This window comes from Pedobacter namyangjuensis, from assembly GCF_003313325.1.
Taxonomy (GTDB): Bacteria; Bacteroidota; Bacteroidia; order Sphingobacteriales; family Sphingobacteriaceae; genus Pedobacter; species Pedobacter namyangjuensis.
On record NZ_QMHQ01000002.1, the window covers coordinates 118,147 to 136,797 of the forward strand.

Here is an 18,651-nt window from a genome sequence, read left to right on the forward strand (position 1 = left end):
GAAATGAAAAATTTTAAAAATATAACTGCCTACGCATTGTTGCTAACAGTAGGCACTTCGCTTTTTTCTTGTAAAAAAGACTTTAACAAAGTGAATACAGATCCGATAGGTAAAAGTGCAACAACAGCAAATCAACTATTAGCGCCAGCATTAGTAAACGTTTTGAGCGTAAACATGGCGAGAAATCGTAATTTCAATAATGAACTTATGCAAGTTACGGTTGATATTAACGACGGTGAAGGAAGAATATTTAGGTATGATATTAGGCGCAATGTTGCCGATCAAACTTGGAATGTTTGGTACCCTGAATTAACCAACCTCAGAAACATTGGTACGATTGCTAGTCAACCTGAATCGTTAAACAAATCTTATCAGGCAATTTCTAAAATAACTGAAGCTTGGGTATTTCAGTTGCTTACAGATGTGTACGGCGATGTGCCTTACACGCAGGCTAACCAAGGTAAGGATGGTTTAATTGAACCGGTTTTTGATAAGCAAAAAGATATCTATCTGGATTTATTTAAAAAACTTGAGGAGGCGAATACTTTATTAAAGGATGGTGTAGCAATTGTTCCAACCGGTGATCCAGTATTTCAAGGCGACGTTGCAAAGTGGCGAAGATTAGGAAACTCGCTCTATCTGCGTCTATTAATGCGTTTATCAGGCAAAGCCGAAGTTAGCGCACAAGTAATTGCAAAAATAAAGGAAATGGTGGATACCAAGCCAGCCGAATATCCGATAATGCAGAACAATACGCATACGGCTAAAATTCTTTGGAATGGCACCAATAGTAGTACGGCAGTTTACTCTTCACCATTTATGATTAACGTTCGCCCGGTAGATTTTAGAACGCCGGCAATTACAAAATTCTTCATGGAAAATTTGACAACTTGGGACGATCCTAGAATTAAACCACTATATGGAAGAAATAACATCGGAAGATGGGGTATAGCCCAGGGTCCTGGTGGCTACATCGGTGTACCGAGTGGTTATGCTGCTGGTAGTTCTGTAGTAAAACAAGCTTATTTTTATTCTGATGCTCAGGTTACTAACGGTATTACTTTGCAAACCGATCCTTATACAGGTATAATAATGAATGTAGCCGAGGTTGATTTCATTTTGGCCGAGGCCGCTGCAAAAGGTTACATTAATACTACAGGTGAAGATTATTATTATAAAGGCATAGCCGATGCTGTTAATTATTGGATACCATCATTATATGCAAGCCCAACAGATCCGGCCGTAAAAGCTTATGCCGTTGCAGCTGATATAGATTGGGATAACAGTTTTCCGCTAAACAGCACCACTGCTGGTACTTCAAGCAAAATGGGTTTAATCCACTTGCAAAAATATTATGCATTGTTTTTGGTAGATTTTCAGCAATGGTTTGAATATAGAAGAACTGGGCATCCAATAATTCCAAAAGGAAATGGCCTGGAGAACGGCGGAAGAATGCCAGCCAGATTAAATTACCCATTGATAAGTCAGGCTACAAATCCTACAAATTATACAAATGCAGTTGCTGCGCAAGGAACTGATGATATTAATACATTAGTGTGGTGGCAAAAACCTTAATTAATTTAGATTATGAAAAAGACATTTAAATATATCCTTTTACTAACTGCCGTGTTTGCTATAGCTGTAGGATGTAAGCGTGATGACGATTATATTAAAAGTGAACCTAGTACCTTCATTTCGAATTTCGATTTGAAGAAACTTTACAAAGGGGGCGAGTTACAACTTAACCCTTCGGCAATGAACGGTGCAACTTCTATTAAAGGAGTTGTAATATCTGATTTTAGAGCTGGAAACTCACCAGCTGGATTGTTGATTATGCAAAATAGCCGACTTGCGGGTAACGGAATTGACTCTTTACGAGGTATGGCGTTTAACATTGGTGCTGAAGCTACAAAATATATCCCTGGTGATTCAATTCATGTGAATATTGAAGGTGCAACTTTAAAAAGAGTTGATGGAATTTTACAGATAACCGGCGTTCCTGCAACGTCGATTACAAAAATAGCTTCTGGAAAAACACCGAAGACATTGGTAGTAAATACTGCTAGAATGCTTGCTGCGCCAAGCACTTTCGAAAGTACATTAGTTACAATAGCAAACTCATTTTACGAACCCGAAATTGTAGCAGGAGCAACTTATAGTGGCGACAAAACGATTAATGATGGTTACGGTAAAGCAACAATACATACAGAAGCAGCGGCAACTTTTGCTGGCAGCGCATTGTCGCCAAGCGGTAACTTTACCGGCATACCGTTTATTACAGGTGCTGGTACAACAGCTGAAATTAAACTTTGGATGAGAATGGAAGATGATTTTGTTTTTGTGCCCCTGCCAAAACTTTCGCCGGTAGTTATTGCAGGTTTCTTAGTGGATCCAAATAGTACAGATGGAAATTACGAGTATATTCAGTTTTTAGCAACAAGAGATATCAACTTTGCAACTACGCCTTTCTCTGTATTTACAAATAACAATGCGGGTGCTACAACATTTCCAACACAAGGTTGGAACACAGGTGGCGTTAGAACCTACAAGTTTAATTTAACATCTGGTACAGTTGCTAAAGGAGAGTATTTTTATGTTGGAGGAGCAGGCAAAACAATTAATGGAGCTAATTCTACCAACATAGCATCTGCTAAATGGATTTCGAGTGTTAACTATACAAATACAGTTGGTGCTAACGGCATTGGCGCAGTAACTTCCAATTTGCTTGCAAATAGTGGTAACGTTGCAGGTATAGCGGTTTTCGAAGGAACAGCTGTTACGGTAACTTCAACTCCTTTAGATGTGCTGTTTTTTGGCGGTGCAAACGGTAACTTCTACTCTGCTGGTCCACCTGCTGTAGGTTATCGAATTACCATTAACGATTTCTATACCACTTTCAATCCATCAACACGTGGTTCGCAATTATTCTATGGTGCGGGTACAAACACCAATCGCCTTGCGTTTCCTGCAGCAATAAGTTTTGCAAAGCTAGGAGGTGTTTACGACGCAACTTCTGGACGATGGGTAAATGGTAGAGCATTAACCAATGTTGCTTTAACCGCAACATCCCCTATAACAGCGATTGAGGGCGGTACAAGTTTAGTAAATTAAATAGCATAAGGGTCAGCTAGAAATATCTGACCCTTTTTATTTGAACATTAAAATAAAATGAATAGAAGATCCTTTATACAAAAATCGAGTTTATTAGCAACAACCTTATTTATAAGTTTAAAAGCGCATTCAGTATCATTATTCGATTTAGATTATAAAATTTCTGGAACCATTACGAGTTTAGGAAGAGGAGTTGCCAATGTTGTAGTGTCTGATGGTTTTAGTGTAGTACAAACAGATTCAAATGGACTTTACAATATCGAAGTAAATCCATTGGCAAAATTTATTTGGTTAAGCACACCGGCAGGTTACGAGTTTAAAACCGAAAGTCATCTTGCCAAACATTATGAGCAACTGGAATCGAAATCATCACTAAACTTCGATTTAAAACCATTAAAGAGAAACGACGATAAACATGCATTTATAATTTGGGCAGATCCGCAGGTAAAGAACAAAAAGGATGTAGAAAAAATGATGGCAACATCGGTTCCAGATACGAAAAAAATTATTAAATCTTTAGGTAAACAACCGGTGCATGGCATTTGTGTAGGAGATATCGTTTGGGACAATCATGCTTTGTTTGCTGATTATAACCAAGCGGTAGCACAAATGGGAATTCCATTTTTTCAGGCATTAGGAAACCACGATATGGATTACCGATTAGGTGGCGATGAAACTTCTGATAAAACCTTTCAAGAGCATTATGGACCAACCTATTATTCTTTTAACCGAGGCAAGGCACATTATATAGTATTAGATGATGTGAGGTATTTGGGCACAGAGCGAAATTACGACGGTTTCATATCTCAAGCGCAATTAGACTGGATGGCAAAAGATTTAAAATATGTTGCTAAGGATGCATTAGTTATCATTAATCTGCATATCCCGGTTAATAGTGGTGTTAAAAATAAAACAGATTTTTATCAGGTATTAGATGGGTTTACGAATGTTCATATCATGTCTGGGCATACGCATTACAACAGAAACATGATTACAAACAATGTTTTTGAACATAACCATGGTACAGTTTGCGGCGCATGGTGGACAGGCCCAATCTGCGAAGATGGTACGCCAAACGGTTACGGTGTTTATGAAGTAGATGGTACTAATTTAAAATGGTTTTACCAACCAACCGGATTGAACAGGAAAGAGCAGGTTAGACTGTACGTTGATGAGTTAACAAACCAAAAGCGCCTAATTGCCAACGTTTGGAATTACGATCCATCTTGGAAGGTAGAATATTTTTTAGATGGCAAAGCGATGGGATTAATGGAGCAGCAAAAAGGCTTCGACCCACTTTCTGTAAAATTATTTAAAGGAGATAAACTACCAATGGGCAGAACATTTGCCGAACCACGAATGACTGAGCATCTTTTTATTGCGCATTTTGCGCCGAGTATAAGACGAGTAAAAGTAGTGGCCACAGATAGGTTTGGAGAAAAGTTCACTGTCGAAATATAATTACTAAGATCCTTTAGAATGAAAAAACAAATTCTTTTTACAACATTCGTTGCACTTTCCTTGGCAGGATGCAAAACGACAAGCCAGCAAAAAACAGCGCAAGAAATTAGTTTCCCTGCATTTAGTGCCGAAGCACATCGAGGTGGTAGAGGGCTTATGCCCGAAAATACCATTATTGCTATGCAAGATGCGATGAATTATCCTGCAGTAACGACATTAGAAATGGACACGCATATTACGAAAGACGGCAAAGTTGTGGTAACTCACGACGATTATTTAAGCCCAGGTTTTATGTTAACACCCGAAGGTGCTGAAATTCCAAAAACCGACGCCAAAAAGTATGCAGTATTTCAGATGAATTATGAGGATTTGAAAAAGTTTGATATTGGAACAAAAGTAAACACTGGTTTTCCTGAGCAAAGAAAGATTAAAACCTTTATTCCTCTGCTGGCGGATTTAATTGATGTGGTGCAGAACGATATCAAACAAAAAAACAAAAAACAGCTGTTTTACAATATCGAAACTAAATGCGAACCTAAAGGCGATGGGATTGTAAATCCAACACCAGAGGTTTTTGTAAAATTGCTAATGGATGTGATAGAAGAGAAAAAAATTACACCTTTTGTAGTTATACAGTCTTTCGATAAACGAACCATTCAAATCATCAATAAAAAATACCCTAAAGTAAAAACGTCATTTTTGGTGTCTAACAAAAAATCGTACCAAGAAAATATGGATGATCTTGGCTATAAGCCTTTTATTTACAGTCCTATTTATACGATGGTTGATGAACAAATGGTAAGTAAGGCACATGCAGATGGAGTAAAGGTTATTCCTTGGACCATCAATACTAAAGCAGAAATAGAACGTGTTAAAGCTTTAAAAGTGGATGGTATAATTACCGATTATCCAAACTTATTCTAATTTTATAAATCAACGAAAGTATATACATGAGTTTTAGATTTTTTCCACCTCCAGCTGCGCATAAATCTCTGTTGCCAGCAGATAAAGTTAAATCAATTTACAGTAGAGAGCGTATAAAAGTATTTATAGGTATATTTCTTGGTTATGCTGCTTATTACTTTGTGCGTAAAAACTTTTCTTTTGCCATACCCGAATTGCAAAAAATAGGTTTTAGCAAAGGAGAATTGGGCTTAGCTGCATCGGCACTTTCTATTGCTTATGGTTTTAGCAAGTTTTTAATGGGCAATATTTCAGATCGTAGTAATGCCCGTTATTTTCTATCAATCGGCTTAGTGCTATCAGCTTTTACCATGATTTTTATGGGCTTGGTCCCCTTCGCAACATCATCTATAGCGGTAATGTTCGTACTGCTATTTATCAATGGATGGTTTCAGGGTATGGGATGGCCGGCTTGTGGCAGGGTAGTGGCTCACTGGTATTCCGTTAGAGAAAGAGGTACTGCAATGTCGGTTTGGAATTTAGCGCATAATCTAGGCGGGTTTTTGGTTGGTCCCTTAACCGTTTTGGGTTTCGAACTTTTCGCAGATTGGCACGGCAAGTTGTACTTCCCAGGTTTAGTAGCTATTTTATTCGCTTTGGTAGCATTATTATTAATTAGAGATACGCCACAATCGGTTGGTTTGCCCCCAATTGAAGAATACAACAACGATTATCCTAAAAGTTATGATGCCAAAACGCAAGAGAAAGAGTTTTCTGCGAAGGAGATATTTTTAAAATACGTTTTAAATAACCGCTTGCTATGGTACATCGCGGTAGCCAATGCTTTTATTTATTTAGTTAGGAACGGTATTATAAATTGGGCACCTACTTTTTTACAAGAAGCAAAAAGTTATACGCAGTCTGAGGCAGCTTGGGCATCTGGCGGCTATGAATTGGCAGCAATTCCAGGAACTTTACTTTGCGGTTTGTTAAGCGATAAGGTTTTTAAAGGAAGAAGAGCTCCAGTAACAATCATATATATGATGATGACATTGGTTGCAGTATTATGTTACTGGTTAACCCCGGCAAATAATCATTTGTTAATTAATGTTTCTTTATGGGGTATTGGTTTTTTTATCTATGGTCCGGTTATGTTAATAGGCGTACAAGCTATAGATTTAGTACCTAAAAAAGCTGCCGGTACGGCTGCAGGGTTAACCGGTTTATTCGGCTATTTTATAGGAGACCTATTGGCGAATGCAGCTTTGGGCAGATTGGTTGACAAGCAGGGTTGGGATGCTAGTTTTATCGTAATAGCTATTTCGTGCTTATTGGCTGTATTTTTTACTTCGTTTACCTGGAATAGAGAAAAAGCTAATTTAGGCAACTTAACTCCTTTATCTCATTAAAAAATTAATAGAATGAAGCTTTTTAAAAATTTCTTTACCGTTGTTTTGCTTTTTAGCATTTGTATTAACTATGCAACTGCACAAACCGCAAAATGGGATAGCACTTATCGCCCAGGTAAATACTTAGAACTTGTGCAGAAGTTTAAGGCAGAGCCTAAATCTAAAAAAGATGTTGTGTTTTTGGGAAACAGCATTACCGCTGGCACAGATTGGGCTAAACTTTTAAATTTGCCACAGGCGAAAAATAGAGGAATTTCAGGTGATATCACCTATGGTGTATTAGAGCGTTTGCAAGAAGTAATAGATGGCAAACCGAAAAAAGTATTTGTTTTGATAGGTATAAACGATATTTCTAGAAATATTCCAGACAGTTTAATCCTCAACAATTACAAAGCTATTATTAATCGTATTAGAAAAGGCTCTAAAAAAACGCAAATTTACTTTAATACACTTTTGCCGGTAAACAGTTCATTCCAAAAGTTTAAAAATCACTACGGCAAGGATGACCATATTCTTTATTTGAATTCGGAAATTAAAAAATTGGGTGCAAAAAACGTAACCATTATAGATTTATATCCAGTGTTTTTAGATAGTGAAAATCACTTACGTGCAGAGCTTACCAAAGATGGTTTACATCTCATACCAGAGGGATATAAAGTTTGGGCAGATTTCTTAAACCAAACGGGATATTTAAAATAATAGCTCCATAACACATGAAAGCCGAATACCTTAACTGGTGTTCGGCTTTTTTTTGCCCCGAAAATACGGGGTTGTAACGCAAGTGAACAAACAGTTGCTTTTAGTTTAACCGTATGTTAAGTTTCACGTTAATTTAATTGGTTTTAAAGTATCATGTAGGACATATTTTTTTTGATTTTATGTAGTAAGATGTTTAAAATCAGTGTTTTGTTTAATTGTGAATCGCTTTTTAAAAAAGGTTTAAAGAAGTTAGTTGATTTAATATCCGATTAACTTTCGCTTTAACTAAAAAGTAAACCTTTGCGCTCGTAAACAAGACAAATTTTTAAACGAAATCAAATGGAGAGAAATCTACTCGAGCATTTTAAAAAGTACAAGGTTGCAAAGTTAAGTTTTGTAGTCGCTTTGCTCTTACTTGCCCAACCAAATTTCATCTTGGCTGGCGAAACTTCAATACCTATTTTATGGCAATCCAAAAATGTTACTGTTAGAGGTAAAGTTGTTGATGATGCGGATGGTTTAGGGATACCAGGCGTAACTATTATGGATAATAATAAAAAGGTATACGGCGTAACCAATAACGATGGTGAATTTAGCCTTATTCTGCCAACGGGAACAGAATTGCAGTTTAGCATGCTTGGTTATGCAAGCGTAAAAAGAATAGTTCCTCAAAATGGCGGTATCTTGAATATTAGGTTAACAGTTGCTAATAACGACTTGCAAGAAGTTGTAGTAACAGCTTTAGGTATTAAGAGAGAAGAACGTGCCTTGGGTTATGCAGTTACTAAATTAGACAGTAATGCTTTTACAGATGCCGTTGCAAGTAACTGGACCGATGCACTTTCTGGTAAAGTAGCCGGATTAAATTTAGTTAGATCAAATGGGGGACCTTCCGGTTCGAATAAGATTATTCTTAGGGGAGAGAATAATCTTACGGGAGACAACGAAGCACTGATAGTTTTGGACGGAGTTGTTATAAACAATAGTGGTGGTAGAAGAAGTGCTAATGCATCTGATGGAGTTTACGGAACGGGTAGCGATAACATGCCTGCGGATTATGGAAGTACCATTAACGATATTAATCCAGAAGATATTGAAAGTGTAACGGTGTTGAAAGGCCCCGGTGCAGCAGCTTTGTATGGACAACGTGGTGCAAATGGTGCGGTTATCATTACAACTAAATCTGGAGCTCTGGCCAGAAAAAAGGGCGTGAACATTAAATTCACTTCAAATGGCTCAATAGAATCTATTAATCGTTGGCCAGATATGCAATATGAATACGGTCAAGGGTTAGATGGAGCCGCTCATTATTCTTACGGTGCAAGTGCAGATGGGGCAAGTACAAGTGGTACAAGTTCTGCTTACGGCCCGAGGTTTGATGGACAATCATTTTTCCAGTACGATCCGGTTAGACAGGCAGTCGGATTAACTAGAACGCCTTGGGTTCCTTACAAAAATCAAATTAGAGACTTTTTCGATTCTGGTTATAACCTAACCAACTCCTTGAGCATCGATGGAGCTCTAGGTAGTACCACTGCACGTGTATCTATAAACAATCAGAATAATACATGGATTGTTCCAAACACAGGTATGGAGCGTACAACGCTATCATTATCAACCTCTACAAAAGCTACAAAAAAACTTACACTAACTACAAAATTTACTTACAATAACAGATTTAGTGATAATTTGCCCGGAAATGGTTACGGTAACCAATCTTTAATGTATTGGTTTATATTCTGGCAACCTAATGCAGATTTAAATTGGATCAAAAATTATTGGGTGAATGGACAAGAGTTTAAACAAATCAAATATCCTTACAGTTCATTCCCAGAAAATCCTTACGCTATTGTTAATGAATTTATCAATAGAACGAATAGAAATAACTACACGGGTAATGCGCAGGTAAACTATGCTTTCAATAAGCAATTAAGTTTAACAGTTCGTGCATCAATGGACATGGTTGACGAATTTCGTGCGCAAGAAAGACCTTATGATGCCGGTAGTAGATTACCACAAGGCTCATATCGTCAACAGAATATCTATTCTCACGAAGTTAGTGGCGATTTCCTGTTAAGATATAACACGTCAATTAACAAAGATTTAAAATTGATGGCAACAGCAGGGGGAAGCATGTTGAAAAATAAATATCAAAGAAAAGATTTAAGAGCTGACGGACTGTTAGTTCCAAATATTTATAGATTAGATAACAACCTTTATCCGTTAATATCTATTCCGGATACAAGCCGATATGAAATTAATAGCTTTTACGGCTTAGCATCTTTAGAGTTTAAAAACTATTTGTATTTAGATTTAACAGCACGCCAGGATTGGAGTAGCGTTTTGGCTACACCAACAAGAACAGATAATGTTGGCTTTTTCTATCCTTCAGCTAGTTTAAGTTTTATCATGTCTGATGCATTTAAATTCCCTAAAGTTTTTGATTTAGCTAAGTTAAGAATTTCGGCTTCGCAAGTAGGTAGTGGTGGTACAACACCTTACAGAACTGCTTACAATTATATGTTGGCGGCAAATGGAACCTACCCAGATAGTTCGTTAATTAACCCTGGTACCTTGCCAAATGTAAACTTAAAGCCTTTAAAAACCAATACTTTAGAGTTTGGTGCAGAGTTTAAATTGCTTAAAAATAGAGTAGGGTTAGACATAGCCTACTATTTAGGAAATACGAATAACCAAATTTTAACGAGAATCGTTGACAGGGCATCTGGATTTAACAATGCGATAATTAATGCTGGTCAGGTAAACAATACAGGTGTAGAGGTAACGCTAAACGGTACACCTATCCAAAACAAAAAAGGTGGATTTGTTTGGAATTCAAACATTGTATTTTCTCATAACAAAAACAAAATTGTAAGTCTGCCAGATAGCTCAATCATTATCGGTACTGGTCCAATTGCTGGTGGCCAAATTGTTGCCAGAGTAGGTGGTAGTATGGGCGATATTTACGGAAGAGGTTATGTAAGATCTCCACAGGGGGATATCGTTTACGACGAAAGAACAGGTTTTGCTAAAATTACTACAGATGTAGTACCGTTGGGCAATACTATTCCAAAATACAAATTCGGTTGGCAAAATACTTTCTCTTATGGTAATGTAAGTTTAGGAGTGCTTTTCGATGCGCAGGTTGGTGCTGTAGGCCATTCGTTACTTAACTATAAAATGGTTGAACAAGGTAAATTAACAAGTACTTTGCCAGGTAGGTACAATGGTATAATTGGCGATGGTGTACTGCAAAATGCAGATGGCACATTTAGACCAAATGATATTATTACTTACGATATTGATGAATACTATCGCTCGCATATGGGTGCTGATAACGCTGAAGGAAGTACGTTTAATACTGACTTTATAAAGTTTAGAGAGGCTACCTTAAATTATCGCCTTAGCAAGAGATGGTTAAGAAACACTGGTCTTTCATCTGTAACTATAGGTGTTTATGGTCGTAATTTATTTATCTGGTCGCCTTGGCCAATGTTCGACCCAGAATTTGGAACATTATCAGGTTCAGATATTAATAGAGGATTTGAAGTTGGCCAATTCCCCTCAACCAGAACTTTCGGCTTTAACCTATCAGTTGGAATATAATTTTAAATAGAATGAAAAACAAGATATATAAAGCACTAGCAATAATTTTGGTAGGTGCTACTACGCTTACTTCATGTGATAAAGGATTTGAGGAAGTAAATACAGATCCTATAAATATTAAAGCTACTACACCGGATAAACTGTTGGCTCCTGCCTTGGTTTCATCGCTTACAGCTGGTATGCAACGTAACCGAAACTTTAATAACGAATTAATGCAAGTTACCGTTAGTATTAGCGATGGTGATGCAACAGTTTTTAGGTATGAATTTAGAAGGACATTTGCTGATTATCTTTGGAATTCTTGGTTTATCCAAATAAACAACTTTAAAGACATACATGCTTTGGCAAGTCAACCAGAAATGCTCAACGAGTCTTACCAAGCTATATCCCTAATTTGCCAATCTTGGTTGTTTTCTAACTTAACGGATACCTACGGCGATATACCTTACAGTCAAGCTGCGCAAGGAAAAAACCAGAATGTAGAACCGGTTTTCGATAAACAACAAGACATTTATCAAGATATTTACAAAAAACTAGAGGAGGCAAATACCTTGCTGGCAAAGGGTGTAGCCATTGTTCCTTCCAGCGACCCCATGTTTAACGGAGACGTTTCGAAATGGAGGAAGTTTAGCAATTCTTTGTATTTAAGGTTGTTATTAAGAGCTTCGCGTAAAGCAGAAGTAGCTAATACAAACATTGCAAAAATTAAGCAAATTGTTGAGGGCAATGCTACTAATTACCCTATCATGCAAAGCAACAGCGAGAGTGCAACCGTTAGATGGACTGGTGAAATGGGTACTGGACCTTTTGTTTCGCCATACGTAAACGGAGTGAGGGTGCAGGATTTTAGAGCCGCAAGTTTAGGTTCGTTCTTTATTGACCACCTTAGAGATTGGGACGATCCTAGGTTGAAAACCACGGCGCCTTACGGCACCGGAGGTACAGGCGCAACGAATAGATGGGCGATAAACCAAGCGCCTACCGGAGGGTATAAAGGTACACCGAGTGGTTACGCTATCGGCACAGGTCAGGATAGACAATCTTATTTCTATTCTTCCGATCAACTAATTTCTAATGTGGCTTTAGGTGCAAAATCTTTACAACAGTCTCCTCTAACAGGAATTTTGATGAACTATGCAGAATTACAATTCATTTTAGCAGAAGCAGCAACTAAAGGCTGGATTAATGGATCGGCTGAAGATTTTTATAATAGTGGTATTGCAAGTTCTATCAATTATTGGGTTCCGCCGTTTCCAGCCGATGGAAATCATCCTGATGTTCAAGGGTATATAACCGGAGCTGATATTGAATGGGATAATGCCCTTAATCTTGATGGAAGAATGGAGTTGATTCATTTGCAAAAATATTATGCCTTATTCATGGTAGATATGCAACAATGGTTTGAATATCGTAGAACTGGACATCCGATTTTGCCTAAAGGACCTGGTTTGAGAAACGGTGGCGTGATGCCAGCGAGAATGACTTACCCAGTTTATGTGCAATCGGCAAATCCAACTAATTATAAAGTTGCTGTAACAAATCAAGGTGTAGATGAAATTTTTACCAACGTATGGTGGCAAAAACCATAAACTAATTTAATTATTTGATTATTAACATTTTTAAAATGAAAAAATATATAATTTATACTTTCCTATTGGTTGCCGTTTTTAGCATTGCCGCTTGTGAAAAAGATATAGTTGGTAAAGGGAAAATAAGTCCGTACATACCAATTTACGATTTGAAAAACCTGCATAAAGGGGAAGATGTAACCTTGGATATGGACAACATGTTTGGTTCTGATCATATTAGCGGAATTGTTGTTTCTGACCACAGCGGAGGGAACCTTCCAGAAGGTTTACTAATGATCCAAGATAAAAAACGTCTAAGTCAACTAAGAGGGATAGCTATTCCAATTGGAGCTGATGCAACAAAATATGTTAGAGGAGATTCTGTTAAGATTGCAATAGTAGGAGGCGTTCTAAAAAGGGTAGATGGTATGTTGCAAATTACAAATGTTCCTGCTTCTGCAATTACTAAACTTGGATCAAATATGCCTATTGAACCGAACCGTGTGCCAAGTAGCAATATTTTGGCAGATCCTTTTAAATATGAAAGTACAGAAGTGGTTATTGTAAAAGGTGGATTTGATCCTTTGCCTCAACCATCAGATGTTTTGAATGGAGATAAGATTTTAAGTGATGGTTTTGCTAATCTAACATTACACACGGCTCCAACTTCTAAGTTGGCTGGAAAGAATAATCTTCCAGTATTGGGTAATTTTTATGGTGTGGTTGTGCTAAGAAATAATGCGGATGGGAAAATCGCTGTGCAACATAGAGTTCGTAAAGATGATGATATTGTTTACCTGAGTTCTGTTATCGAAATTTCGCCAATTATTATTACCGGTTTTATTAATGATCCACAAGGTACAGATAACAACAATGAGTATATGCAGTTTATGGCGACTCGTGATATTAACTTCTCTGAAACACCCTTTGCAGTGGTAACAAATAACAATGCTGGCGCAACGGTTCCGCAGGGTAATCCCGCAAATGGTTGGGCAACGGGTGGGGGTAAAACTTACAAGTTTAACCTAACAACTGGTACAGCTAAAAAAGGAACATTTTTTTACGTGGGTGGTACAAATAGAAGAATTAATAGTAGTAATTCTACTTTAATTACAGAAGCAAACTGGATTAAAACACGTAATTATGGTACAACTGCTGGTGAGGGTTTTGGAACTGCAACTACTAATTTATTGGCGAATAGTGGTAACGCGTTTGGTATAGCTGTTTTTGCAGGAACAACCGTTACCAAAGAGTCTAAACCAATTGATGTGGTGTTCGTATCTGCGGGAGGTAGTTTGTTTGATGCAGCAACTAATGTAGGCTACAGGATAGCAAATAATGATTTTTATGATGTTGTTAATCCAATTACAATAGAATCGCAACCATTTTACAGACAGGGTTCTAACACGCTTAATTTTATTTATACTACTCCAGCAGATCAAGGGTTTTTCTATAAATTGGGTGGTGAGTATAACACCTCGCTCGGTCGTTGGGCTAAAGTTAGAACACAGACTAATCTTAAATTAGAAAAAAACTCAACATTAGATGCTATTGAAGGAATATCTATTAGAGTAGGTTACGATGGTACCGGAAAGGAAATTAGTCGTGATACTATTCCGCCTACAATTCTAAGATAGATAAACATTAGAACAAAAAATGGCTGGTAATTTTACCAGCCATTTTTTTTATCTGTAATCGCAACTTGCAAAAGTTAGTGTTGCAGGGGAATATTTAGTTCATTACAGGTTATATTCTATTTCTTTTTGCCAAAATATTTTTGCTTTTCGCTTTTGCTGGGCATTAATGGTTTTAAAGCTTCATAAGTTGCAATGGGCAAATCAGTTTCTATAACGTTAACGCCTAGTTTAATTAGATTTTGGTAAGCGTTTTTTCTTTCTTCAACTGTTTTAAGTTTATCGTAACTAGGTGCAGCGCCGATCATATACATCATTTTATTGGCATTAATTTTCTGGTAAATATTTTTGCTTTCAGTTTTGTATTCTGCGCCAACATAAGCCATTACCTGTTTGAGCGGAATACCAGCATCTTTCAGTTCATCTATGGTTTTGTTTTCTAGTATTTTCTTAACAAAGAAAAAGTTACTATCTCTAGCCAAATAGATTTTTGCCTGCTCCGTGGTGTGCAAGCCGACAATCACGTAATGTGTAGCTTTAAGTTTTTTTACTAAATCCGCAGTCATTTCAAAAGGAACGCCCTTCCAATCTAAACTTAAAATAGTTTTTCCTCTAGCCCAAATAATAGCTTCTTCTAAAGTTGGAATTTGTGCGTTGGTTAAATTTCCGTTCACATCCTTTAACCGCAACTTTTTCAGCTCAGCTAATGTATAGTCACTAACTTTTCCTTTGCCATTGGTGGTTCTATTAAGCGTAGCGTCATGCATTAAAACAATAATGCTGTCTTTGCTTAATCGAGGGTCTACCTCAAAAAATGACGGTAAATATTTCAATGTATTTTCAAAGGTTTCAATAGAATTTTCGGGAAAACCCATTTCCATTCCACCTCGGTGCCCGCTTACAATTGGTATATCTTTTCCGGTATATGCAAAAAAATCATGTAGCTGTTTAACATTTTTCACATCTATAGTATGGATGATTTTTTCCTGTGCTATTGCGTTTGTATTATAATTTAGCCCTGCAATTAGCAGTGCCAAATAGCTCGCTTTTTTAAAATTCAATTTCATTATTAAAGTACTAAAATGTTATGTTTCCGCTAAGTTAAATTTACAATGTTAGTGTAATATTAAATGTGGTTTTAAGCTGAGCTTGGCTAGAAAATACAAGAATTTATTAAGCTTTAATTAACATTTACCTTATATACGGTTGATAGCTTCGCGATAAATAATAAATAATTATGAGAAAGATATTTTTAGTAGGAGCGGGCTTACTATTATCGCTTGGCGTAAGTGCACAAAGTGTGGTAAAAGGTTATGTTTATAATGATGTAAATGCAAATGGCAAAGCCGATAAATCTGAGAAAGGTTTGCCAAAAGTTGCAGTTACTAATGGTAGTGCGGTTGTACTTACCGATGCAAAAGGTTATTACGAATTGCCAATAGGCGACGATCAAATTATATCGGTTATAAAACCTACGGGTTATAAAGTTCCTTTAAACGAAGATAACCTTCCTCAGTTTTTTTACAACCACAAGCCAAATGGCTCGCCAGCGTTAAAATACAAAGGTGTTAGTCCAACCGGTGCATTGCCTAATGCTGTAAATTTCTTTTTAACCGAAGCTAAGGAAAACAGCGATTTTACAGCGTTGATTTTCGGAGATCCACAGGCTTATAATTTAGATGAAATGGAATATTACGCTAAAGGTGTTGTTGCTGAAGTTGAAGGAATTAAAAATGTTGCCTTTGGTTTAAGTATGGGCGATTTGGTGGGCAACGATCCAACTTTGTTTGCACCTTACACCAAAGCAACTAAAAAGGCGGGTATTCCATGGTATAATTTAATGGGTAACCATGATATTAATTTTGATGTTAAGGATGATAAATATTCTGACGAGTCTTACGAATCTCATTTTGGTCCAACAGATTATGCTTTCAATTATGGTAATGTACACTTTATAGTATTGGATGACATCATTTATCCAGATCCTAGAGGAGGTAAATCTTACTGGGGTGGGTTAAGATCTGAGCAATTAGAATTTGTAAAAAACGATTTGAAATTCGTTCCGAAGGATAAATTGATAGTTATAGCTTTTCACATTCCAATCGGCTTTGCCGGAGAAAATGATGCTTTTAGAGAGGCAGATAGAAATCAGCTTTTTGAATTGTTGGCAGAATATCCGAATACTTTGTCATTATCAGCACATACGCACAATCAAAAGCAAATGTTTTTTACGAAAAAGGATGGCTGGAAACAGACAAAGCCACATCATCACTACAACGTTGGTACAACTTCTGGTAATTGGTATTCGGGAGAATTGAACGAAATTGGTGTGCCGGTTTCTACCATGAGCGATGGTACGCCAAAAGGTTACGCTTTTATTAACTTTAAAGGAAATCAATATACAGTAGACTACAAAGTAGCCGGAAAAGCTAAAGATTTTCAGATTGAAATATATGCACCTAAAGTTTTAGAAAAAGATAAAAAGACATCAGCAGGAATTTATGCAAACTTTTTTATGGGTAGCGAGAAAGATGAGGTTTTGTACAGGCTTGATGGTGGGGCTTGGAAAAAAATGAAATATGTTTTAGAAAGCGATCCTGGATTCTTATCTACTTTGCATAAATGGGACAATACGGAAACTTTATTATCCGGTCGTAGGCCAAGTGCACCAGCAGAATGTAAACATTTATGGAGAGTAGCGGTGCCGGCAAATTTAAATGCGGGAGAACATACAATTGAAGTTAAAGCTACGGATATGTTTGGTAAAACTTATACGGCTAGCAAGAAGTACAATATTCTGGCTAAATAACATTTTTTTTTCACTTAGTGAAATAAAAAAAGAGGTCCTTGAGACCTCTTTTTTTGTTATAGAATAATTTTAATTCTGTTTTTCAACTTTAAGTTCTATTTTATCGCCTTTGCGGATTCTATTACCTTTTTTGCCTTTTGCTCTAGTTTTCATCTCATCTCTAGAAGCGTTAAGCTTTGTTCTCTGTTCTGGTGTTAAAATGGCATCTAGTTTTTCCCTGTTAGCTTTCATGTAGTTTTTACGTTCATCGACTTGGCCTTTTAAAGCATCAACGTCGTGTTTACGCCACTCAGCCATTTTACCAGCACGTTCAATTTCTAACTGCTTAACCTTTTGTTTCTGATCGTTAGTTAAATCCAGTTTCTGTTGCAAGTTGTTAGCATATTTTTCTGCTCTCTGCTCAGGGTTTAAAACTTCTCTTTTTTGTTTTTGAGCGTAGCTTGCAGTAATTCCCATTACTACTAAAGCTACAGTGTAAATTAATTTTTTCATCGGTTTTAAATTTGTGTTATTTAATGGGATAGATGAAAAAATGCTACTAAAGATTAATTTATAACCTGTTAAAAATTGTTAATTTTTATTTAACTGAGAAATTGATTTTTGCATTTGAGCCATCATGCTTGATAAAGTTTCTATTGTTGGCTCTGGCGTTGGTTCTGGCAATGCTGTAGATATATAAGCCTTTGCTTTCCATATTTCTAAAATATCATCCGCGTCAACTGCATAAGTATCATACATTTTATTATCAGATACAAGTTTAAGCTCTTTATGTTCTTTAAAGCGATTACCTGCACGTTTATAAACTACACCTTCATTTTTGCTAATGATAACATAAGTATCGCCTGTTTTTACATCATTCCAATTATCCAAATACTCACCAATAATTATACTGCCCGGTTGTATAGGCAACATCGAATCACCCATAATTTCAAATGCACGGTAAGTTCCTTGTCTTAATGTAGGTAGGGGGAGTTGAAATTTGGGTAGGTTTTGTATGTACTGAGGGTCTGAAAAACCATTTAAATAACCTGCACTTGCCTTTACCGGAACAAGTTCTATGTTTTCGTTATCGTTCTGATCAACCGAGATGCTAAGTACGCGTAGATTGGAACCCTGGCTTTTAGGTTTAGGTTTCCAATTATCATTTATCGTATCGTTAATAAATTCGTCGATTGTTAAATCAAAGTATTCTGCTATTTTTTTTAGTAAATCGTATTTTGGTTCTGCTCTATCTTCCTCGTAAGCGCCTATTAAAGATCGCTTAATTTCCATTGCATCAGCGAATTGTTGCTGTGTGTGACCTTTTTTCTTCCTAAGGTATTTAAGGTTTGATGAGATGTTTGACATAAAAATATTTTAAAATAAATTTGTTTTTACTAAAATTGTTAGTATTATTGTGCCAATAAAGTTAGTAATATTTATTTGAAGTGCAAGAATTAATCTAATTAATT

At 36.7% G+C, this 18,651-nt stretch carries 13 protein-coding genes; 10 read left to right on the top strand and 3 right to left on the bottom strand.

Features of this window, described 5'->3' with window-relative positions; all coding sequences use genetic code 11:
• The first annotated feature begins 3 nt into the window (after positions 1-3).
• The 9 genes from DUT69_RS07680 (at position 4) to DUT69_RS07720 (ending at position 14,394) form a co-directional block, all read left to right on the top strand.
• Entirely contained in the window at positions 4-1,575 is a 1,572-nt protein-coding gene (locus DUT69_RS07680; RefSeq protein WP_113652655.1) for a SusD/RagB family nutrient-binding outer membrane lipoprotein, read from the top strand.
• Between the two features lie 12 nt (positions 1,576-1,587).
• Positions 1,588-3,111, top strand: a complete 1,524-nt coding sequence (locus DUT69_RS07685) for a DUF5689 domain-containing protein (RefSeq protein WP_113652656.1) — start codon at positions 1,588-1,590, stop codon at positions 3,109-3,111.
• Between the two features lie 57 nt (positions 3,112-3,168).
• Entirely contained in the window at positions 3,169-4,572 is a 1,404-nt protein-coding gene (locus tag DUT69_RS07690; protein ID WP_113652657.1) for a calcineurin-like phosphoesterase C-terminal domain-containing protein, read from the top strand.
• Between the two features lie 18 nt (positions 4,573-4,590).
• Entirely contained in the window at positions 4,591-5,496 is a 906-nt protein-coding gene (locus tag DUT69_RS07695) for a glycerophosphodiester phosphodiesterase family protein (RefSeq protein WP_113652658.1), read from the top strand.
• A gap of 26 nt (positions 5,497-5,522) precedes the next feature.
• Positions 5,523-6,884, top strand: coding sequence for a glycerol-3-phosphate transporter (glpT, locus tag DUT69_RS07700; RefSeq protein ID WP_113652659.1), 1,362 nt, complete (start codon positions 5,523-5,525; stop codon positions 6,882-6,884).
• A 12-nt stretch (positions 6,885-6,896) separates the two neighbouring features.
• Positions 6,897-7,583, top strand: a complete 687-nt coding sequence (locus tag DUT69_RS07705) for a GDSL-type esterase/lipase family protein (RefSeq protein WP_113652660.1) — start codon at positions 6,897-6,899, stop codon at positions 7,581-7,583.
• Positions 7,584-7,922: 339 nt separating this feature from the next.
• Positions 7,923-11,189, top strand: coding sequence for a SusC/RagA family TonB-linked outer membrane protein (locus DUT69_RS07710; RefSeq protein ID WP_113652661.1), 3,267 nt, complete (start codon positions 7,923-7,925; stop codon positions 11,187-11,189).
• An 11-nt stretch (positions 11,190-11,200) separates the two neighbouring features.
• Positions 11,201-12,778, top strand: coding sequence for a SusD/RagB family nutrient-binding outer membrane lipoprotein (locus DUT69_RS07715; protein ID WP_113652662.1), 1,578 nt, complete (start codon positions 11,201-11,203; stop codon positions 12,776-12,778).
• A gap of 35 nt (positions 12,779-12,813) precedes the next feature.
• Positions 12,814-14,394 (top strand): DUF5689 domain-containing protein, encoded by a 1,581-nt coding sequence (locus DUT69_RS07720; RefSeq protein WP_113652663.1) that lies wholly within the window; start codon positions 12,814-12,816, stop codon positions 14,392-14,394.
• 116 nt (positions 14,395-14,510) lie between these two features.
• Here the strand turns inward: DUT69_RS07720 and DUT69_RS07725 are convergent, their stop codons facing one another.
• Entirely contained in the window at positions 14,511-15,458 is a 948-nt protein-coding gene (locus DUT69_RS07725) for a glycerophosphodiester phosphodiesterase family protein (protein ID WP_113652664.1), read from the bottom strand.
• A 170-nt stretch (positions 15,459-15,628) separates the two neighbouring features.
• Here DUT69_RS07725 and DUT69_RS07730 point away from each other — a divergent pair, with 170 nt between their 5' ends.
• A complete protein-coding gene (locus DUT69_RS07730; RefSeq protein WP_113652665.1) occupies positions 15,629-17,200 on the top strand; it encodes a calcineurin-like phosphoesterase C-terminal domain-containing protein in 1,572 nt (523 codons plus the stop codon).
• Positions 17,201-17,269: 69 nt separating this feature from the next.
• Here DUT69_RS07730 and DUT69_RS07735 read toward each other — a convergent pair whose 3' ends face one another.
• Both DUT69_RS07735 and DUT69_RS07740 read right to left on the bottom strand, forming a co-directional pair.
• Entirely contained in the window at positions 17,270-17,692 is a 423-nt protein-coding gene (locus DUT69_RS07735; protein ID WP_113652666.1) for a multiple ligand-binding protein 1, read from the bottom strand.
• Positions 17,693-17,770: 78 nt separating this feature from the next.
• The gene (locus DUT69_RS07740) at positions 17,771-18,547 is read right to left on the bottom strand and encodes an XRE family transcriptional regulator (protein ID WP_113652667.1); all 777 of its coding nucleotides are present in this window, start codon (positions 18,545-18,547) and stop codon (positions 17,771-17,773) included.
• Between the last annotated feature and the right edge of the window lie 104 nt (positions 18,548-18,651).